This window comes from Pseudomonas sp. S2_A02 (assembly GCF_054668495.1).
Map to the genome: position 1 here is coordinate 2,958,240 of NZ_CP162776.1, position 21,785 is coordinate 2,980,024.

Annotated in this window: 13 protein-coding genes; 7 read left to right on the plus strand and 6 right to left on the minus strand. The window is 58.1% G+C overall.

Annotated elements, in window-relative coordinates:
• Positions 1-63: 63 nt before the first annotated feature.
• Together AB4O41_RS13655 and AB4O41_RS13660 are read left to right on the plus strand one after the other, a co-directional pair.
• Positions 64-2,841 carry a hybrid sensor histidine kinase/response regulator gene (locus AB4O41_RS13655; protein ID WP_460148090.1) on the plus strand — a complete coding sequence of 926 codons (2,778 nt, stop codon included), beginning with the start codon at positions 64-66 and terminating at the stop codon, positions 2,839-2,841.
• A gap of 65 nt (positions 2,842-2,906) precedes the next feature.
• Positions 2,907-3,503 (plus strand): MarC family protein, encoded by a 597-nt coding sequence (locus AB4O41_RS13660; RefSeq protein WP_019582263.1) that lies wholly within the window; start codon positions 2,907-2,909, stop codon positions 3,501-3,503.
• A 53-nt stretch (positions 3,504-3,556) separates the two neighbouring features.
• Here AB4O41_RS13660 and AB4O41_RS13665 read toward each other — a convergent pair whose 3' ends face one another.
• A complete protein-coding gene (locus AB4O41_RS13665) occupies positions 3,557-4,357 on the minus strand; it encodes a hypothetical protein (RefSeq protein ID WP_460148091.1) in 801 nt (266 codons plus the stop codon).
• Positions 4,358-4,726: 369 nt separating this feature from the next.
• Here AB4O41_RS13665 and AB4O41_RS13670 point away from each other — a divergent pair, with 369 nt between their 5' ends.
• On the plus strand, positions 4,727-5,479 hold the full coding sequence (locus tag AB4O41_RS13670) for a hypothetical protein (RefSeq protein ID WP_460148093.1): 753 nt from the start codon (positions 4,727-4,729) through the stop codon (positions 5,477-5,479).
• 156 nt (positions 5,480-5,635) lie between these two features.
• Here the strand turns inward: AB4O41_RS13670 and AB4O41_RS13675 are convergent, their stop codons facing one another.
• The 5 genes from AB4O41_RS13675 to cobG all read right to left on the minus strand — a co-directional run bounded on the left by AB4O41_RS13675 (position 5,636) and on the right by cobG (position 17,748).
• The gene (locus AB4O41_RS13675; protein ID WP_460148094.1) at positions 5,636-12,811 is read right to left on the minus strand and encodes a TcdA/TcdB pore-forming domain-containing protein; all 7,176 of its coding nucleotides are present in this window, start codon (positions 12,809-12,811) and stop codon (positions 5,636-5,638) included.
• A 576-nt stretch (positions 12,812-13,387) separates the two neighbouring features.
• Complete coding sequence (cobJ, locus tag AB4O41_RS13680) at positions 13,388-15,091, minus strand: precorrin-3B C(17)-methyltransferase (protein WP_460148096.1); 1,704 nt, start codon at positions 15,089-15,091, stop codon at positions 13,388-13,390.
• Positions 15,091-15,822: a precorrin-2 C(20)-methyltransferase gene (locus AB4O41_RS13685; RefSeq protein WP_030128260.1), complete on the minus strand. Its 732-nt coding sequence runs from the start codon at positions 15,820-15,822 to the stop codon at positions 15,091-15,093. Before AB4O41_RS13685 ends, cobJ begins: the two co-directional genes overlap by 1 nt.
• On the minus strand, positions 15,822-16,448 hold the full coding sequence (locus AB4O41_RS13690) for a precorrin-8X methylmutase (RefSeq protein ID WP_007937188.1): 627 nt from the start codon (positions 16,446-16,448) through the stop codon (positions 15,822-15,824). Before AB4O41_RS13690 ends, AB4O41_RS13685 begins: the two co-directional genes overlap by 1 nt.
• The gene (gene cobG / locus AB4O41_RS13695; RefSeq protein ID WP_460148098.1) at positions 16,441-17,748 is read right to left on the minus strand and encodes a precorrin-3B synthase; all 1,308 of its coding nucleotides are present in this window, start codon (positions 17,746-17,748) and stop codon (positions 16,441-16,443) included. The genes AB4O41_RS13690 and cobG overlap by 8 nt, the downstream gene beginning before the upstream one ends.
• Positions 17,749-17,891: 143 nt before the next feature.
• Here cobG and cbiE point away from each other — a divergent pair, with 143 nt between their 5' ends.
• The 4 genes from cbiE to AB4O41_RS13715 all read left to right on the plus strand — a co-directional run bounded on the left by cbiE (position 17,892) and on the right by AB4O41_RS13715 (position 21,778).
• Positions 17,892-19,103: a precorrin-6y C5,15-methyltransferase (decarboxylating) subunit CbiE gene (gene cbiE / locus AB4O41_RS13700; RefSeq protein WP_460148099.1), complete on the plus strand. Its 1,212-nt coding sequence runs from the start codon at positions 17,892-17,894 to the stop codon at positions 19,101-19,103.
• Entirely contained in the window at positions 19,096-20,193 is a 1,098-nt protein-coding gene (locus tag AB4O41_RS13705) for a cobalt-precorrin-5B (C(1))-methyltransferase (protein ID WP_460148101.1), read from the plus strand. Before cbiE ends, AB4O41_RS13705 begins: the two co-directional genes overlap by 8 nt.
• 181 nt (positions 20,194-20,374) lie before the next feature.
• Positions 20,375-21,109: a cobalt-precorrin-6A reductase gene (locus AB4O41_RS13710; RefSeq protein ID WP_460148102.1), complete on the plus strand. Its 735-nt coding sequence runs from the start codon at positions 20,375-20,377 to the stop codon at positions 21,107-21,109.
• Between the two features lie 270 nt (positions 21,110-21,379).
• Positions 21,380-21,778, plus strand: coding sequence for a DUF2946 domain-containing protein (locus AB4O41_RS13715; RefSeq protein ID WP_460148103.1), 399 nt, complete (start codon positions 21,380-21,382; stop codon positions 21,776-21,778).
• Positions 21,779-21,785 lie beyond the last annotated feature (7 nt).

Genomic DNA, 21,785 nt, shown 5'->3' on the forward strand with positions numbered 1-21,785 from the left:
GCCTGACTATTCCGGCGCCGCGCATAGTTATACTCTGGCATTAACCTACGAAGGGATTTCGCCGTGCGCTGGCTCAGGATTGCCATAGGCTTCACCGTCACTCTGCTGACCTTGCTCTGCATGCTCCCGGCCCAGGCCGCGCAAGGCAGTGGCTGGGCAGTATTGCTCGACGAACAGGGCGATCTTCAGCTGAGCGACATCCGCTCCAGCCGCTACACCAATCAATTCAGCCCCATTGAACTCGACAGCCTCACCGCGGCTGCGCCCGATGGCGCGCTATGGCTGCGTTTCAGGCTCGCGCCCGGCAAGCATGAACAGTTGCTGCGAGTGTTCGCACCAGACTTGTCGCTCCTCAATCTGTATGTGCTCGACGGCGACCAGTTGATCGATCAATTGAATACCGGTACCGGGCAGCTCCAGGCTAAGCGCCCCCTCCCCAGCAGCGACTTCATGTTGCCGCTGCCACAAAGCGACAAAACCCTCGATGTCTACCTGCGGCTGGTTTCCGAACACCAGTTTCGGCCTTACATCACCCTGCAATCGGCGGTCATGACCGCGGCCACTCAGTACCAGACGCTGATCTACGGCTTGCTCTTTGGCTGCCTCGGGATGCTGATCCTGCATAACCTGACCCGTTACATCTACAGCCGCTCGCGCAGCAGCCTCTGGCTGGCAGCATGCGAAGGGCTGCTGATGCTCAGCCTGGTGTTGCTACTGAACCTGGCCCGGCCATGGCTGCCGAACTGGTCCGCCGTGCAGACACCCGGTGCCTACCTCGCCTTGCTGATGACCGCGCCTTGCGGTCTGATGTTCGCCTACCGTTTCTTCGCCCCGCTCGGCCCTCACCCGCTGAACAAGCTGCTGCTGGGGGACATCCTGTTCATCATGGTCTGCGGCCTGCTGTTGCTGTTCGTCAACACACTGCCACTGAACCTGATCACGTATGGGCTGGTTGCTCTGGCCGGTCTGAGCATGTTGTTCGTCAGTGCCCATCACTGGCAAAAAGGTTATCGCCCGGCGCGCCTGTTTGTGGCGGCCATGGTGGTATTCAACCTCGGCACATTGATCATCCTGCCGGCACTGCAAGGGCTGACCCTTGTCGCTCCGCAAGGCCTGATCATTATTCTTCTGGTGTTCATTTGCATCAGTGGCCTGTTGATGAGTGTTGCCCTGGGCGAGCGACAGCGAAGCATTACCGAAGACCGTTTCAGCGTCAGTCGCGATCTGGCCGCCAGCAATGCCGAGATCAACGCCAAAGCCGAGTTTCTGGCGAAGATCAGCCACGAAATCCGCACCCCGATGAATGGCGTGCTGGGCATGACCGAACTCCTGCTGGGCACACCGCTGTCGGTCAAGCAGCGCGACTATGTGCAGACCATCCACAGCGCCGGCAACGAGCTGCTGACACTGATCAACGAAATTCTCGACATCTCCAAACTCGAGTCCGGGCAGATCGAACTGGACGACGTGCAGTTCGACCTCAACGCCCTGATCGAAGACTGCCTGAGCATCTTCCGCGCCAAGGCCGAACAGCAGAACGTAGAGCTGATCAGTTTTATTCAGCCGCAGGTACCACGCGTCATCAGCGGAGATCCGACGCGCCTGCGCCAGACCCTGTTGAGCCTGCTGGAAAACGCCCTGAAGAAAACCGACGAAGGCGAGATCCTGATCGTCGTCGCTCTGGATGAACGTAGCGCCAAACCGCGGCTGCGCATCGCCGTGCAGGACAGCGGCCAGCCCATGGTAGCGGAAGAACGCGACGCGTTGATGCATGCCGAACTGCACAGCAAGCACTTCCTCTCGGCCACCAGCCTGGGGGGCAATCTAGGATTGGTGATTGCCCGTCAGCTGATCCGTTTGATGCAGGGTGAATTCGGCATCAAGAGCGGCGCCAACCAGGGCAGCACTTTGTGGCTGACCCTGCCACTGGACCCGGACCGTCTCGAACATCCGACCTCGGACCTGGACAGCCCGCTGCAAGGCGCACGCGTTCTGGTCGTGGACGACAACGACACCTGTCGCAAGGTGTTGGTGCAGCAGTGCAGCGCCTGGGGCCTGAATGTCAGCGCCGTGCCATCCGGCAAGGAGGCCCTGGCGTTGCTGCGCACCAAGGCTCACCTGCGCGATTACTTCGACGTGGTCCTGCTGGACCAGAACATGCCCGGCATGACCGGCATGCAACTGGCCGCCAAGATCAAGGAAGACCCGAGCCTGAACCATGACATTCTGCTGATCATGCTCACCGGCATCAGCAATGCCCCGAGCAAGATCATCGCGCGTAATTCCGGGATCAAGCGCATTCTCGCCAAACCGGTGGCCGGCTATACCCTCAAGACCACGTTGGCGGACGAGCTGAATCAGCGCAATAAAGGCCTGTCCGTTTCACAGCTTCTGCCCACCGGCCCTACTCTTCCAGTCAAGGTGCCCAGCGATTTCCGCATTCTGGTGGCCGAAGACAACAGCATTTCGACCAAGGTCATACGCGGCATGCTGGGCAAACTTAATCTGCAACCGGATACCGCCAGCAATGGCGAAGAAGCCCTGGTGGCGATGAAGGCCCAGCGCTATGACCTGGTGCTGATGGACTGTGAAATGCCAATCCTCGACGGCTTCTCCGCCACCCAGCAACTGCGTGCTTGGGAAGTCGGTAACCAGCGGATTCGCACCCCCGTGGTGGCCTTGACCGCACATATCCTCGCCGAGCATAAAGAGCGCGCGCGTCAGGCCGGCATGGATGGGCACATGGCCAAACCGGTCGAGCTGTCGCAGTTGCGCGACCTGATCGAGCATTGGGTTGCCCAGCGTGATCAGCAAAACCGGGCAGCGGTTCAGACCTCCTGAGCCGACAGACTCCATAGCGCCTGATAGACTCCCCCCTCGACTTCCCTCGCCAGTGAGCTTGTCCCATGCTCCACGTGTTGTTCAGCGTTTACCTGAAGATGCTGGTGCTCTACAGCCCGTTCTTCGTGTTGTCCTGTTTCATCAGCCTGACCCGCGGCTATTCGCGCAAGGAACAACGTCGTCTGGCCTGGAAAGTGGCGATAGCCACACTGGTTTCCAGCGTCTTGCTGTACCTGTTCGGGCGGGTGATCTTTGACGTGTTCGGCATTACCGTGGATGCATTCCGTATCGGTGCCGGCAGTGTGCTGTTCATCTCGGCGCTGGGCATGGCCCAAGGCAAGTCGGTGGTGCAGACCGACAATGTGCAACAAGACGTGACCATCGTCCCGCTGACCATTCCGCTGACAGTCGGCCCCGGAACCATCGGCGCCTTGCTGGTGATGGGCGTGAGCCAGCCGCACTGGGACGACAAACTCACGGCCATTCTCAGTATCGCGCTGGCCAGCTTCACGGTCGGGGTGGTGTTGTATCTGTCGAACCGTATCGAGCGGATTCTGGGTGATCAGGGATTACAGATTGTCAGTCGGTTGATGGGGTTGTTCGTGTGTGCGTTGGCGGCGCAGATCATTTTCACAGGGGTGAAGGGTTATCTGGTGCCATAACGGCAGCGAGAACCAGAAGCCAGAGGCGTGAAGCCTCTGGCAACCGAAATAATTTAAACCGGCGAAAACTCCATGAAAATAGCTTCTCTGAGAGCGTCGAGGAACTTGATGCTCTCAGCTTCTTTCCTCAAGTCCTCTTCGTGAATGGTAAAGTGTGCTTTGCCTCGATAGATCTCGACATCAGAACTGTTCCATTCGACAAAAATAACTTTTGTATTGTTGGCCGATGTGTCGTAGTGCACAGTGCCTACGGCCATCGTGACTTCACCTTCATCATCTTGCTTGCAAACGGAAACACCAAAATTTGCGCCGTTGGCATTAATTGCATGACGCTCGAAAAGTTTTACCGCATCGGGTTGTTTTTTTAGCGCCTCAATGGTTTTTTCCGCTACGATTTTCAACGCACTTCCAGCGGACCCCGCCACGCTACCGATAGCGGAGTAAACAATATCCAGTGCTACGTTATCCATCGTCAACTTTGAGGTAGAGGACTTGTAGTAAGTAAAGGCACTTTGATACTCGGTCCAGCCCATGGCGAACAGCAGTTTTTTGAAACATTCGTAGCGGGCAACTTTCTCTGTTTTACCTGGAAACAAAACCCTTGAAGCAATATCAGCGTAAGCGTATGTATTTTTTACGATGCGCTTGTTGCGTCTTGTCATCCCCTCCAAAAAGCCAACGATACCGCTGCCCATGATCGCGGCATTCAATTCATCCCGATCAATTGGTAACTCCACTGCCAAGCCTGCCGAACGCGGCTGGATTTTTGGGCCAAGCAGTTTTAGTTTAGCCTGGCATTGTTCAAGGCACTGATCAAAATAGGCATTTAACTCAATTTCATTCATATTATTCATTTCTAAATCCGTTTAATTTAAATAAGTAAGCAGCCTAAACCAGACCACCCGATAAAAATTATCGCATCAAGCAAAGTCTTTCAACACCCTAAAAAAACCAAAATGTAACTCACTCAAGACAACCCAGTTACAACAACCCACAATAAGCCTCATAAAACAGACGCACTCCAACCCAATTGAATACATATACCTTGAGCATTCCGCGCCCTATCGCCAAAGTACAGGGGACACGATTGGCGCCCGACCAGCAGCGAAGGCAAGTAATAGAGTGTGTTAAGTTGGCCATTCCAAGTACTGGATAGTGATTTCAAAATTGTATAGCCTGAACGCTCCCACAAAACTTATCCAATGGTTTAAAAGGAGTTAACTATGGAGTTCAAGAAAACACAATGCCTGGACTTGTCGGCATATTCCGAAACATTCGAACGTGACTTTTCGGTAAAGAAGACAAAGACAATTCAAAGAATTGTGACACTGAATTCGTCAGGGGCCGCCGGATCATTGTTGGGGGGTAACTTGATCAGCACGGCAAAAGGCATGTCACGTCAGGACAAACGAGACGTCAACGCCAGCGTGCGGTATGCGCAGTGGTATGCGAGTCAGGAGCGCGATCGTCAAACAGACTCCCAGGGTTGGTTCTCCCTGTTTGCCATCACGCTTTGGTCTATGGGCTGGGAGTACGAAGACGAAAGGGTCATCGAGAAATATTACAGCGATTTCTCCGGCCAGCTAAGCCAGGCTTATTTGAATATGATTTCTGGTGTTAACAGTCAAATGGCAAAAGATACAAGAGATATGTTTGCCGCCCTACTCGCTAATACATCAGCCCTTTGGTCATTGTCCAAAGAAAGCCTGCGAGGCAAGGAGTTTGCGATTGCACCCGCGCAATATGACAGCCAAGGGCGATTGTCATTGGGTTTGAATGATTATTCGTTGTCGGCGCGAATCCAGCGCGAAGAATTTCTGTTTTGGGACTGGAACGAGAGCAACGTAACGCTCACGCATCGTGCCGTGCCATTCGTTCTCAACAGAGCAAGGTTTGAAGAGGTTCGTCCAATATTAAACGACCGACTCGACATTCTCGCTGACGCAATATTCGAGTTTTATTCGGAACGTCTGTAAAGGAGGCTGCATGATTGATTGGCCTCAAAGGCCTTCCTGAGGCGATTGAAACGGCCTGCTTTAGCGTTACAAGTCTTACTGTTCATTATCATTTCCTGACGAAAGCAGCCACTCACACACTGAACAGTGTCCAATGTGTGAGTGGCCTTCAAAAATTTAAATGCCTACAGCTTCAACTTTTCCAACCGGAAAAAGCTTTTTGAGCAATACGCTATTCAAGGGATCCTTTCCGGCAAGCAGGGCATCGACCAGCGTCGATACCGCAAAGGACTGAACGCCGCCCAATGACAGAAACACATCTCCACGCAGGACGGGATCCAGCGCAAATACCTGACGAAAGATCAGACTGTGACCGCTGTCGGAATCAACAATCACCAAATGCTCATCGACCCGGTTCACCCATAGTTGATCTGCAACCACGATATCCCAGATCAATTTTCCTGGAACCGAAGGCGGGTGATCGAGTGAATAGCGGCAATCGACGATGACCGACTCAAGTTTCAACCACGCCGTCTTCGACAGCCGGTAACTTACCGCTCCTTGCCCCATGCGCAGGATCAGGGTCGTGACATCGTCCGGCATCAGCGGCAGAACATCATCAACCTTCATGTGACCTTCAACGACCATGACCTCGGCACTACGCTGGACATAACTGAGTGGCCCCGCATGCCCCATGTTCGGATAAGTCAGCAGCAGTCCTTCCTTGTCCTCATGAAGTAACACATTAGTTTGCCGTTGCGTTCCCAGCAGTTCGAAGGGCTCCGGAATCGCAGCTTTTGGCACCCGAATAACACGTTTGGTCTCAGCCACGAACCACATCCAGCTACCGGGCTCCTCCACCGACAGCAGCGCGGTATGAGGCTGGCTATCGGTCAATTGTTTGAGGGCCTCGGGCATTCGGGCATTCTGGGTCACGACCCACTCACGGGTGACTCCGATGACTAATGCCGGTTCTTGATAATGCAACGTGACCACCACGCCTTCGAATGTTATGCCCCGCAGTCCCGCCCCTTCGACCGTCACGTCGGTAAACTGCCAATTCGCCCATTCACGCTCCGCGGGGGGCAGCGCGTCAGCCAACAGCAATCGCGAGCCCTGGCCAAATGCGCCTTCAAGCTTCTGCGGGTCGATAAAGGCCTGGCGATAGATTTGTCCGTTTGAAACATCGAACAGCCAGACCGCACGGTTATCCGGAGTCACGCACAATAAGCGCACGTCCTTTCCAGGTCCCGGATCCGCCAGCAACAGGCGATCGTCCACATACCAGGCAGACAACCTGGCGTCACTGCTAAAGCTGGTTAGCCCCGCAATGGAGAAACGCGCAACCGGGTACTGCCTGGCCACCGCGTCCAATGCCAACCACCAGTGCACTCGATTCTTCAGCCAGTCCTCGGTCAACCCTCCCAATTGCAAATGGCCCTGGGCCGTTACCTGGAAGAATAGACCCGTATCGGTCAGCGCCAGGTATCCCTGTTGAAGCGCCACAACGTTCGCCAGGCCCTCGGGATTGATCAACTCTACGGACCACTGATTTTTGCCCGCCATAGACGATCGCTGATGACGGCAGAGGCGATTGTCAGGCTTGTCATAAATCACAAACACCTCGCTCTCGCTACCGGCAGGGGCGATGAGGGTGAGACCACTCAGCGGCTTAAGGGTAGGTGGCCAGCCTGTGTCATGGTCTGAACGAGGAGATGGGCGGATGATCAAGCGGTCACTGGTGCGAACCCATGCCATATCCCAATTGCTGAAATCATCTTGCCTCCAGCAAATCGACACAAAGGGTGCGAGCTGCCAGTCAACGCTGACGTCCGCCCCCGGCAGGGGTGAAAACTTATAAAAGTCACCCAACACCTGGACCCAGTCGGCCAGCGTGTCGCTCGCCTCGAAGACTGTCTCCAGATCCGGCCTCTTGACATGGGTAACCGTGCTCAGGAACAGTTGTCCGTCTTGGATCAGGTAGGTCATAGTCTCGATCGGCCGGTCCGTGCGCGTTATCTCCTGAACAAGCTGGATCACCCCGTGCACGTCTGCCACGAAGCTCGTAATAGCGATATCTGCTTTGATCGGCAGCAGTAACCGATAGCGATGGCTGAGCAGGCCGGTGATCGCGTCGACTTGCCAGATCTCGAAACTCTTCGGGTGATAGAAATACGCATAACCGTTCACCACCGCCCCCAACAGTGCTTCATCGGCCAACAGCACGTCCTCGTCGCGGATGTACAGGAAGCGGTCTTCCGTTGCGTCATACCAGGCCGTCGTATAGCGGGGTTCGTCAGGTCGCTCGAACGGGATCAAATACTGGTGAACCGGCGTATAGGGCATCCCCAGACGATGCTCATGGGCCAGAGCCTTGAAGTGATCCTGCAATGCCCGTGCATGCATGCCTTGGGGAACGTCCTGCTCGACCAGGGTCAATTGTTGTTTGGCGTATTCGACCCTGAATACCTGATTGTCGGCAATCTTGATCAGGAGTTCGTGGCGACCTGTACCCATGCGCTCCACCTTGATGGTGCCGATATCGAGCTCCCCGAAACGCCCCACCCGAACATCGCTTTCACTGGCCCAAGTCGCCACCAGCATCCATTGCATGGACTGCAGACTCGGCGACTCGAGCTTCAGGCTCACCCCGGGATTGAGAAACAACGTGCATGGAGCACCGGCACCCTCGATCCGATAGGTGATCATGTCGTGCCAAGGCTTTGGTATATCCGCCACGTAGAGCGATCGCATCGTGCTATCCAACCGCACAGTGACGGTGGTTGCCTCGTAAACCGGATAGAGTTTGTAAAGGATGAAGGGGAAGGGAGTATGTGCAGACAGGTAAAATTGTTGATTGCCTTTTGCGTCGTACTCCAGGCTCCTTAGTACATCGAACACCGGATCCGGCTTTTCGGGCATGAGTTCTGACCCAAGTGCAAACCCCTTCAATCCCTCCACAACCCAGTGACCATACAAAGGTATTGTCGGAACACTGCCGAGTTGATACTCGTAGCCGTAGTAGCACTTTGGAGTACAGGGCAATAGCCAGCCGTGCTCCGGCACAACACCGCTATCGCTATCGAGTTCTTGTTCAAATGTCGGCAGTTTTACCCGACTGGGGAGCCTCATGCTTTTACGAATATCGATTGCCTGAGCTCTTTTGCCATCGGATTCCGGCAGGTGCAGATTACTGGGGCGCGAACTGCGAAACAGCGCCTGACTGCCGAACTCGATGACTCCGCTACGCAGATCCAGGGTATGGACAATGCTTTGCGGCATGATTGAAACAATGCCCCTTTCACGTGTGCAAGCCTGTGGGCTATAGGCGATCTTGAACTTATTGAATGTTTCGGCAATAGCTCTGGCCTGATCCTGGATCTTCCCCAAATTACTGGCAATGGCCGTGACACCGAACCCTACCCCGACCAATGGGACGGCAAGCGCACCCGCGAAAGCTCCCGCCGTGCCCCCGGCGAGAAAACCGACTCCATTCATAGCCAGGCCACCCAGATCAAACGTCAACTGGGTAGTGACTCGCGCGCGCTGCTCCTGGTTTTCAGCATTGGCCAGCTCGTAAATATCGAATCCAACATTGGCCAGCCCCAGCACCGTGCCTACTCCCTCGTTGGCGATATGCTCCAAGGCCTCACTCACGACCGGAGCGCAGGTACGGGCAATGACTTTATCTTCCGCCAGGGCCTGGCGTACCAGTTTGACAAGACCGACGACGTCAACCGCGTTGCCGTGAAGCAGTTGCGCGTAATTGAGGTAAGCGTGCAACCGAACGGCGGTCGTCAATGGTTCTCCAGCACCTTCCTGCCCCCGCAGTGCATTCATCAAGGCTTGTATGGTGAAACCTGCATTGAGCGTATGAATGCTGCCAGCCTCGGTCGGCTCCATTTCATTGACTGGACGCTGGGACTTGGTCGCCAAAGCTGCGAACGTTTCCGAGAGAGAATTCTTGATTCGCAGAAAACGTTGATCGTCTGTGGTGACACGAACGGGATGCTCCGGGACCTTGGGGTCTATCAGGGTCAACCGATAGTCCCCGCTCGGGGTTATTTCCAGTGTTTCAAACAACGGCACCAGCTCCGGTGCCAACTGATTGTTCTGTTTAAGCAGGGCCGTCGCCTGTTCGATCTGCTGACCTAACCAATGACTGTCCAGCTGCAACAGACAGCTGCCGAGCCTGGAATTGTTCGTCAACGACTGCCCTCGGGCACTGGCCAGACGCTGCCTGACAGGGCGTTGCAGCTGTTCCGGCAATGTGCCGGGCTGCAACAATTGCGAGACCCGGGTTCCGCCAGGCAATACCACCCCCCTCACCCGGGCGCCGTCCAGTTCAATCAGATCGAAGGTTGGATGCGTCGCATCGCCATAGGCTGTGTAAACTCTGGCCATTTCCTGGCCAAGAAAGAACTGTTCCAGCGCCTGCCTGAACAGCGTCGAATCCTCGAACTCGAAAACACCAAAATTCGGATCGTAAAAGTGATAAGTGCTGCGCTCGCCATCAATCGTTTTGGCCACCAGCATGGAGTGATTATCGGAGTTGAGCATCAGCGTACTGGTGGCTGTTCTGGCTTGCAGAATATGCACGACTTGATTCAGATCAGAGCGCGCCAGCGCGCTGCCCACCTCACTGAGCTGTACACCGCGCAACGCCTCCAGGCTGTTTAGGAAGCTCGCTGAATAACTCCCTTGCGGTTCGATAATTCCCAGATAGAATCGCTCGCGCAGGGTGTTGGCCGCGACCTTCCCCTCTGACAAGGCTGCCGCCATCACCAGGGTCAGTGGATAACAACGCCCACCCACCGGGTCACCGGCGCCCTGCAGGAGTAAATCCTGCGGTACAAGCTTGATGGTGCCCGCTTCAAAACTGTCCAGAACATCACCGACACGCTCGACAATCCGGTCACGGTATTCAAGTTTCGCCAGCTGTTGGATTCTGCCGACCTGCTTGCCCCATTGGCGCAACGTCAAAGGTTGTTCCAACGCGTTTTTCTTCAGCCCCAGGGCGGTTTCGGAATGCGCCGGCGAATGATCGGCCGGGCTGGCAAGCCCGGCCAGAAACGCCGGAGCCTGGCGTTGGTAAAGCGCGCGTTCGATCGTTGCGTAGCGGCCCGCAGTCCCCAGTTCCGTCAGGCTGTTGGCCAGGTTATCGAGCTGCGGAAGAACCGCGTCGAAGCTGCGATTATCCAGAGTTTGTGCGCCAGTCAAAGCGCCGAGCAACAGACGTTGCAAGGGGCTCAACTGGCCGACGTCGACAGTTCCCTTGGTGAGTCTGCTCAGCAGTTCATCAATCGACAACTGTTGCGTCTGCGGATCGCTCAACGACGCAGGCGGCAGCGCGTCGATGCTTTGGGCGAGGATCGACTGACGCTCATCAAAGCTCAGTGGTACGACCCTGTCGAAGGTCACCGTGCCGTTATGACCGCGATTCATCATCCGCATGAACGGCTCACCCAGCTCATCAGCCAGATGTTGCAACAGGTCGGTGGACAGCACATGGCGCCCCTCGATCACCGGCCAGCCTTCCTCGAAATCAATACTCTGGTGCTTGAGCAGCTCTGCCATGTTTCCTGTGTAGCGGACTTTCAGTTCGCCATCGGTCCAACGCTTTTTTTCCGCTTCGAGCCAGACATCCGCATTCTCGGCATTTTCTTTCCACGAGTGGTCCCTATCCTCTTCCGTAGCGTTGTTGAACCCCGCGTTCAACCGTACGGCATTACGAAATGCATCAGCCCCCCCTGGCGTCAGGAACTTGCTTTCAAAGTCCAACAAACCGGCACGCACAGCCCCCGGTCCCGTCAAGAATATCGAGCCTTGGGCGCCGGGACGGATACCGTCACTGAAGTAATCGCCGATCCCCCTACACAAGTCACTCGCCCGAAAATCCATGCTGCCGGCCTTTATGTCGAAGATATCGAATTCGTTCCTGAGCACTTCCTTTGTTAGCTCATACATGCCATCGTCATCGTAGTATTTGATTTTTCGCTTGTCGGCCTCGAGCTCAACCGCGAGCAATACACGCTGGTGGATCTCGAAGCGCTCGATGATGGCTTCCAGTGCAGTTGACCCGGGGTGACTAATAATCAGCGCGTTGGACTCGCCATTGTCGATCATCGCCAACCGCAGACTGTCGGGCTGAACATAACGATCTGCGAACGGAACAAATACCTGTTCTAAAGAAGGTGCGTTTCTGGCAAATCGTTCCAGCGCTTCGCGATGTACCGCAGGGATTCGTTTGGAGTAGTCGGTGTAGCGATTGCGCAGCGTCTGACGACCCGGCATCCAGTGAGGATTGTGGTCCAGCAACAGTTGCAAGATACCCAGCCTTGCATCGAACTCCAGTTTGCCAACGTCAATGCCAGCCATGTTCTGAGCAAGCGGCGGCAAGAAGTCCACGTCGCTGTAGATGCCGCCCTCACCGTGTTCTACCAGCACTCGCACAATGTCCGAGGCTGCCGCAAGATTGCCGCGCAAAGACATTTCACGGTTATAGAACTCCCTCAGTCGGGAGAATGCCTGGAGTCCATGAACATCGCGCAACCGAATGTGTTCGTCATTGAGGCTGCTCATGACTTGAGCATTTTTATCCCTCAACGCGCGCAGGGTTACCTCATCTTGACCGTAGCCGCGAACCAACAAGTCCATTCGTGCCTGATCGGCACTTTGACCGAGTTCGGTCGCCTGATTGATGTGCATGTACATCTGGCGCTTCAGCGCAGTGGCTCGTTCTTCATACCCATCGGCCAAATCATGGCCGGAGGTAATCAGTTGCCCCTCGCCGGACAACACATCAGCTTTTGCCGCCTCGACAATAATTCGGTTGGTTTCGTGAACCAGTAGCCCGTCGCTGTCATACCAGACGTTCAGCCGGTAGCCTTCCTTGGCCATCACTTGCTTCCAGATATTGATGTAGTCGCGCTGAATCGCCCCGACGCCTCCCCCGAGCCAGACAAAATGCAGGTTTTTTGGCACTTCGGTGGCGGGTAACTTCTGCTGTTCGAGGCTAGTGTGCAAACGCGTCTCGAAATCCTCCACGCGGTTGTAGATATCCGCCAAATCAGGAGCTCCGGCGCCATCAGGACTCACAGGCTGCTCCGGCTCCGCCGCTCGGCGCCTCCGGTTAGCATCCTCCAAGGCCCCTATAGCTTGCTTGAGCAGACCCAAAGGCTCCAACAGCTGTGGAGAATCCTGCAAATCAATACAACCGTTGTAATAACGGAACACCGCTTCATATTGGGCGGAGCCCTTGTGCGATATCAATGCCTGTTCAAGGTCCATCTGCTTGAACAAATCCATAAAATTGACGTAGCCACCCCTAAACGAGAACGCAAACCCATTCATAAATAACACTTCCATTTATCGTATATAAACAGTCGAAATCGACACGAGACAATGCTGTTTTCACCCTCGCGCTAAAACACTCGAAATGAACAACCCACTTCAAATAGAACAACGGGAGGAGCCGCAACTTATAACGGACACCGAAAACTTACACTCTGAAACATTACACAGCTATTTAAAACCGACCCACAATTACAAAGTTCAAAATAAAATTAACCCGTCGCTCAGCTCTATTCAACCAACAAGAAATTCAATTAATGTCAGAGCCATCACCACACCCCGCGTTACAGACTTACGCACTCTGACCCGCTTACTAATGATCTATAAGTAAGAACACCGGAAAATACTCTATAGATTCGGCTCCCATAATAACTGCCTGAACCCGTGACCTGTGGCACTCTGAAAAACACAGGCATTCGAGTAAAACTTCCTACATTGCAAGATCCAGATTCTTCTAGGCAGACAGCAAAAATCCCGTGCAGATAACCGAACAGGCTGACATGCACAGATGCCGAAACAATCGAGTGCAATAACGGGATTCAAGTGATGGAGGCGGCCCGAATGAGCCGCCTGGATTCAGCAGAGGGGTTTGTTGCCATACCAGCGCGGTGTGTAGACCCAGTCGCCACCTTCGGCGCGGGGGAACACGCAGGTGGTGGACGAGCCGATCAGCACCATGGTGCGCATGTCCACTTGCTCAGGCGTGAGCGCACCGAGCGTGGTGACCCGCAGCGTCTGGCCGGGCCGACCGATATCACGGCCCAAAACCACCGGGGTTTGCGGCGTACGGTGCAGTGCGACGATTTCCAGGGCACGGCCCAACTGCCACGGTCGCGAACGGGAAATCGGGTTATAGAAAGCCAGCGCCAGATCGGCTTCGGCGGCCAGATCCAGACGCTTCTCGATGATCGACCAGGGCTTGAGGTTGTCCGACAGCGACATCACGCAGAAGTCATGCCCCAACGGCGCACCGGCCTGAGCGGCCGTCGCCAGCGAAGCAGAAACCCCCGGAAGGATCTCCAGATCAACGCTGTGCCAGGCCGGCTCCCTCGACTCATGCAAGGCTTCCAGCACAGCAGCGGCCATGGCGAAAACGCCGGGGTCACCGGATGAAACCACAATCACCGAACGCCCTTGGGCCGCCAGTTCGAAGGCGTGACGGGCACGCTGCATCTCTTCGCGGTTGTCGGTGCAATGCAACACTTGATCCGGTCGAAACGGTCCGGCCATGCGCACATAGGTTTCATAACCGAGCACATCAGTGGCTTTGGCCAGTTCAGCCTTCACCGCAGGCACCATCAGTTCGGCAGCCCCCGGGCCAAGGCCTATCACCGCCAGCCGACCACGAGGGCGGCCGATCTGCGCGATGTCCAGCGGTTGTTCAGCAATCGCCAGCGCCAGGTTCGCGCCGACCGGGATAATCGTCGCGCCGGGAACGGCCGCGCGAGCCAACTCGCTGGCATCGCTGGCGGGGGAGGCAAAACGCAACGGAACACCCAGCTCAAGCGCCGCTTCGCGCAACGTCGAGTTGGCCATCTCCGTGGCTGGCGCCAGCAAGCACGCCAGCGATTGAACGGCGACTCGCGCCTGACGCAGCGCCGCGCGAATCGCCTGGGGCAAATCCGCCACACTGGCGCTGACCGCCAGCAAGACACTGCGCGGGTAGATCAACAGCTCATTGGCGGCCGGCGTCCGTTCGGCGCTGCCGACATGGATCGACAAATGCGCCTGAGGGTCTTCTGGCAATTGGGCTTGCGCCAACCAGGGCGCAGCGCCTTCGATGCGCACGTGTTCACCGGCCAGCAAGTCCGAGACGAAGCGCTTGCCCAGCTCCAGATCGCCCAAGGCATAGCCGCTGGGTGGATTGAGCAGGCAGGTGCCGAAACGCAATTCACCGCTGGTGGTGATAGCCGCCGCGACGTCGAGGCCAGCGGCAATCTCCCGTGCCATGACATTCACCCCGCCGAGACCGCCGAGCAGTGGCACCACCGCGCTACCGTCTTCGGCCACGGCCAGCACCGGTGGCTCAGCACCTTTTTCCAGCAGCAACAGCGCCAGAGTGCGGATCACAATCCCGGCGGCGCACAGCGCGATGATCGGCGTGTCCTGTTGATAAAGTTCGCGCAGGGTCGCGCCGAACTCGTGATAAACACGGTCCGCGCCTTCGACCCGTTCGGCCAATCCATGGATCAGCGCGCCCGGATATACCTGCTGAATCTTGCGGGCGGTCGCGAGGCTGCCATTGCCGAGAATGACAATCGCCGGAGCGGAGTGGGCCATTAGCCTTGCCACCTTTCACCGGGAACGATGATCAGCGAAAAATACGGCGAGGACATCGGCTCGACTTGATCCAGCGGCACGATTTTCTGATTGGCCATGGTCGCGCGCTCGACGTACAGCGCACGCTCTGCCAGACCGAGTTCTTCGAGCACCTGACGGACCTTGGGAAAGTTGCGCCCCAGCTTCATGATCACCGCCGCATCGGCATCGGCCAGTCGCCGCTTGAGGTCTTCGTGCGGCAGCACACCTGACAACACCGACAGGCTCTGATTGCGATACACCAGCGGCGCACCGAGTACCGACGCACCGCCCAGCATCGAGCAGACGCCCGGCACGACTTCGGCTTCATAGCGTTCGGCCAGACGATCATGCAGGTACATATAGGAGCCGTAGAAGAACGGATCGCCTTCGCAGATCACCGCCACGTCACGGCCAGCGTCCAGATGCGCGGCGAGTTGTTCGCCAGCGGCATCGTAGAAATCGCTGATCACTTGTTCGTACGACAATGGCGCCGGCAGCGCTTCGGTGGTCACCGGATAGACCAGCGGCAGCAGGGTTTGCGCGTCCTGCAGATGCGCTTCGATGATGCCGAAGGCGTTGCCTTTCTTGCCCTTGGCGACGAAGTACGCCACCACCGGCGATTCGCGCAACAGGCGCAAGGCTTTGACGGTAATCAGTTCCGGATCACCGGGGCCGACGCCCAGGCCAATCAAACGTCCAGGTTGCTGCATCATTCAATCTCCGTGGCGAGGGCGTTGACGGCGGCGGCGGCCATGGCGCTACCGCCCAACCGGCCTTGCATGATGACGAAAGGCACGCCACGGCTGTCCGCCGCGAGCATCGCCTTGGATTCGGCGGCGCCAACGAAGCCCACCGGAAAGCCGAGGATCAGCGCCGGTTTCGGCGCGCCGGCGTCGAGCATTTCCAGCAGATAAAACAGCGCGGTCGGCGCATTGCCGATCACCACCACGCTGCCTTCCAGGTGCGGACGCCACAGTTCCAGCGCGGCAGCGGAACGGGTGTTGCCCAACTCACGGGCAAGCTCCGGAACGCTGTCATCGCGCAGGGTGCAAATCACTGGGTTATTGGCCGGCAAACGCGCACGGGTCACGCCTTCGCTGACCATCCGCGCGTCGCACAGAATCGGCGCACCGGCCGCCAGCGCATCGCGCCCGGCCTTGCCGGCGCCTTCGGAAAACTGCAGCCCGTCGATGGCCTCGACCATGCCGCAGGCGTGGATCACCCGCACCGCGAGTTTCTCCAGATCGGCCGGAATACGCGCAAGGTTAGCCTCGGCGCGAATGATCGCGAAGGAGTTGCGATAGATCTCCTGACCGTCGCGGATGTAATCAAGCATCAAGGGAGCTCCGTGAGCGGGCGTCGAGCAAGGCCGCGACCGCTTCAATAGTAAGATTGCGTGCGTGCAGCGCGCCGAAACCCGGCTGCGCTGCATCGCGAAAATAGAGGTCGTAGTGACCGGGTGAGACGGCCAGCAAAGTCGCTGGCGTGATGTGTGCCGCCGCGCAGGAACGCGCGCAGCCAGACAGGTGCACATCAAAGACTTGGCCGTGACGTTGCAACAACGTCGCCAGTTGCAGCGCATCGCCTTTGGTGTCGGACAGGCCTTTGCCGCAACCTGCCGAACCGGTGCAGGCAATCAGATGTGCCAAGGCATCGTCTGCTGAACAGCGCAGGCGCAAATTTTCCAGGCTGTGGATAACTTGAGCGACGTCATCTTCGTGGATATCGGGCAACAGCAGACTTTGCCAAGGCGTGAAACGCAGACTGCCATTGCCCCATTCACGGGCCAGTTGTGCCACGCCCCGAAGCATGGCGGGATCGAGTCGGCCCAGAGGCGGTGTCGCGCCCACATAGACACGGCCGGTATCACGCTGAGGATGAGCACCAATGTGTAGAACGCTCGAGTTCGTAACACGCGACCCGCCCACGATGGACAGTAGCGGCACACGTTCGGCCACTTGAGCGACAAACCCGGCCACCGGGTATTCGGCCAGCAGGTGACGCATGCGTGTCTGGTCCGGACGCGCCAGATCGAGGAACAACTCAAGCACCGCGATCACCAGCGCATGGCCGTCCTCCAGTCGCACCGCGCCCGACGGAGTCTGCGTCGGGCAACCCGCCAGACCGAAGGCCAGCACGCACTCACCCTCGTGCTCAACGGCGCTCAACCACAGGTCGTGAGGATGTTCGAGCATCGCCAGGCCTTCGCCGCCATCGAGTTGTACAGCAAATTTGGCGCTCAACTGATGAAAACGCTCATGGCTTTGCAGGCTGGAGAGGATCTGTTCGGCCAGCGGGCGCGTATCGAGCAACATCTGCCGGTCGATCCCGGCGGTCGGGCTAAGCATCAGGTTGCGCACATCGTCGCCCGCCGCGGTACGCGGGCCCAATCCTGCGGCGAGCAGGCTGTCGATCAAGGCCGTCTGCTCGCTGCCAATCCCGCGAATCTGCAGATTGGCGCGGTTGGTTGCTTCGATCACGCCCCCGGCAAACCGTTCGGCCGCACTGGCCACCGCTTCAGCCTGGGCAACGCTGATCGAGCCACCGTTCAATTTGATCCGGCAGATGCCGCCATCCTGCGCCGGGACAATGCGCAGCAACCCCGGGCAGGCCGAGGGGCGTAAGGCGGTGGACATCGGGCGTTCGTTCAAAGGGGCGACCGGCTGTGTGGGAAAGGCGCTTCGCGGGCGAAGGCGCGGTATTATGCCTGCTTTGTCCGACGGCATGAAAAGCCTGCCCGTCGGAACAGTCCGTTTGTGGACTTTTTTGAGGACGGCAGATGTCACCCTGGCTGACAGTAGTAGGTATCGGTCAAGACGGCTTCAAGGGCCTGGGCAAGAATGCCCGTCGCGCCCTGTTGGGCGCTTCGCGGATCATTGGCGGTCAGCGGCAACTGGATTTGCTGCCGGTGTGCATTCGTGGCGAGCGGCAATTGTGGCCGAGTCCGTTTTCCCTTGAGCCGTTACTGGCACTGCGTGGCGAGCCGGTTTGTGTACTGGCCAGCGGCGACCCGATGTTCTATGGCGTGGGCGCCAGCCTTGCACGGCAAGTGCCCGCCGAGCAGATGCTGATTCTGCCGGCGCCCTCTTCTTGCTCCCTCGCGGCAGCGCGAATGGGCTGGCCGTTGCAGGACGTGGTGACGCTTTCAGTAGTCGCCCGCCCCATCGCCGCGCTCAACGCCCATGTGTTCAGTGGTGTGCGCTTGCTGGTGCTGAGCAACGATGGCCAGAGTCCGGCGGCCATCGCGGCGTTGCTGCGCGAGCGCGGTTTCGGGCCGAGTCGCCTCACCGTGCTGGAACATCTGGGCGGCGAAACCGAACGACGTATCGAGGGTGTTGCCAACGACTGGAGCGAGCCGGTAATCGCCGATCTGAACCTGATCGCCATCGAATGCATCGCCGAACCGAACACGCCACGCCTGTCCCGACTGGCCGGCCTGCCGGACTCAGCCTTCCAGCATGACGGCCAATTGACCAAGCGCGACGTGCGCGCCATCACCCTCGCGCGCCTCGCACCGACACCCGGCGAACTGCTGTGGGATGTCGGCGCTGGCAGTGGTTCCATCGGCATTGAATGGATGCGCGCTCACCCGAGCTGCCGAGCGCTGGCCGTCGAAGCTGATGAAGGTCGGCAGTTATTGATCGAACACAACCGCGATGCCCTCGGCGTCCCCGGTCTGCAATTAATTCGCGGCAGCGCACCGCAAGCCTTGGATGGGCTAGAACGTCCGGACGCAATTTTCATCGGTGGTGGCGTCACCCGCGAAGGCGTGCTCGATACTTGCTGGGCGCAACTCAAACCCGGCGGTCGACTGGTGGCCAACGCCGTCACCCTGCAAAGCGAAGTGACCCTGATGGCCTGGCGCGAACGGCATGGCGGTGAACTGACCCGCATTCACGTCGCTCAGGCGCAACCGCTGGGCGAGTTCGACACCTGGCGTCAGGCACTGCCGATCACCTTGCTGGACGTGACGAAACCCCTCGATGCGTGACGAAACCGCCGAACAACCCGCTCCGCTGCGCAGCGGCCTGACCACCGGCAGTTGCGCCACCGCCACCAGCCTCGCGGCGGCACGCCTGCTGCTCAGTGGCGTGGAAGCGGACGCCGTCGAGATCATTCTGCCCAAAGGCAAACGGGTGCAGATGCGCCTGGAATTCTGTCGGTTGATGAACGACGGCGCCGAAGCCGGAACGATCAAGGACGCCGGCGACGACCCGGACGTGACCCACGGCGCCCTGCTCTTTTCCCAAGTGCGCTTGCACAGCGAGCCGGGCATTCGCTTCAGCGCCGGCCGTGGCGTAGGCACCGTCACTCGCCCCGGTCTGGTACTGAACGTCGGTGAACCGGCGATCAACCCGGTGCCACGCAAGATGATCACCGATCACTTGACCCTTTTGGCCGAGGAGCTCGATTACCGCGGCGGTTTCGACGTCACGGTGAACGTCGAGGACGGCGAAGCCCTGGCGCTGAAAACCATGAACCCGCGACTGGGAATTCTCGGTGGCCTGTCGATCCTCGGCACCAGCGGCATCGTCCGGCCATTCTCCTGCGCGGCCTACATCGCCTCGATCCACCAGGGCATCGACGTCGCCAAAACCAACGGATACCTACACATCGCCGCGTGCACTGGCAATGCCAGCGAAGACACCATGCGCCGAGTCTACGACTTGCCGGAAATCGCCCTGATCGAAATGGGCGACTTCGTCGGCGCGGTGCTCAAGCATTTGCGCAAAGTGCCTGTGGATAAACTCAGCCTGTGCGGCGGCTTCGGCAAAATCAGCAAACTGGCGGCCGGCCACATGGATTTACACAGTCGGCATTCAAGCATCGACCTGCCGCAACTGGCCGAATGGGCCGCGGCGGTCGGCGCCGATGAGGCGTTGCAACAGACGATCCGCGAAGCCAATACCAGTCAGCAGGCATTGGCCATGGCCAGCGCTGCCGGGATCGCGCTCGGCGACGCGGTGTGTCAGCACGCTCTGAATTTTGCCCGCAGCGTGGTGCCAACGCAGGTTCAGGTCGAAGTGTTCGCCATCGATCGCCAGGGCGGGATTGTTGGCCATGCGGGCGAATTAACGTAAATCTCCAGGCGAGTGATTACCTGTGGCGAGGGAGCTTGCTCCCGCTTGAGTGCGCAGCACTCACAAAATAGGTATTGCTGCAAAAATTTTGGGGCCGCTATGCAGCCCAGCGCGAGCAAGCTCGCTCGCCACGGGTTATAGGTTCGCCGTACCTTTCTCTTAACTGACCGGGAGCTTTTCAATGAAACGCGTGTTGCTACTCGGTGGCGTGACCGAAGCCCTGGCCATCGCCCGCACCCTGGGGCCGGAACACATCTATAGCCTGGCCGGTGTCGGTCGCGTGCCGACGGATCTGAACTGCCAGGTTCGGGTTGGCGGCTATGGCGGCGCGGAAGGTCTGGCGCAATTCATCCGGGATGAAGGCATTGATCTACTGCTGGATGCGACCCATCCCTACGCAGCGCAAATCAGCCAGAACGCCGCCACCGCCGCGAAGTTAAGCGGCATTGCGTGCTGGGCCCTGCGGCGTCCGGCCTGGCAACCACAAGCTGGGGATGACTGGCGCGAAGTCAGCGACTGGGGCGAACTGATCGAAGCACTCAGACCCTTCCGCCGACCGCTGTTCACCCTCGGCCGCGAACCGCTGCAGCACCTGCACGAAATCCCGCCGGAGCAATTCTGGACCTTGCGTGCACTGGACGTTTATCCCGGGAATGAGCGCTGCGAAGTGATCGGCGCGCGTGGGCCGTTTCTGATCGAGGATGAACGCGAACTGTTCGAGCGTCGGCAGATCGACGTGCTGATCAGCAAAAACAGCGGCAGCACCGCCACCGAGCCAAAACTGGAAGTGGCACGGGAGCGTGGAGTGCCGGTGCTGGTGTTGAAGCGGCCGGTGTTGCCGGGGGTTGAGCGGGAGTTTGGGGCGGTGGATGAGGTGCTGGCAGAACTGGCGAAGCGAAATCTAACGGACGCGTAAATAATTGTGGCGAGGGAGCTTGCTCCCGTTGGGCTGCGAAGCGCCCCCCTATATCAAAAAAGAAGGGGACTGCTGCGCAGTCCAACGGGAGCAAGCTCCCTCGCCACAGTATTGTGAATTAGCCTCAACTCATCCGGCATTTCCAATCGGTACCGCTACACTCGTTTGAAAGTCTGCTGCGACACCACACCGCACGCGGCCTTTTTACTTATCGCCCCTGATCAGGCTAAATAGCCGCGCCTGATTGCCCACTCAACCGGATCTGCCCTCATGTCCCGACAACGGCTCGCATTTGCCTGGATCGCCTGCTTTGCAGTGCTGTTCAACATGCTCGCCATGCCGATGTCCGGAGCGATGGCGCAAACGGCGAAATCGCCCGCCGAACAGTTGTTGTGGGGCAGTTTCTGCTCTTCCAACGGCACCAAGCTGGTGGCGATTTCCCTGGGCGATATCGGGCAGAAAGCTCCGCAAAGCGACGATCATTCCAACATGCAGCATTGCTGGTGTTGCTCGGGCTCTGCACCATTGGTGGCGTTGCCGGGGCATGCGCCGCAGTTGTATTTCGCGCGTTTCGAGGCCAATCGAAGCCTGCCGCCAGCCACGCTCGACACCCCTACACCGCGCCAGCAATGGCCGAGTCTCAACCCCCGCGCGTCCCCTCTGGTGTGATTCCTTC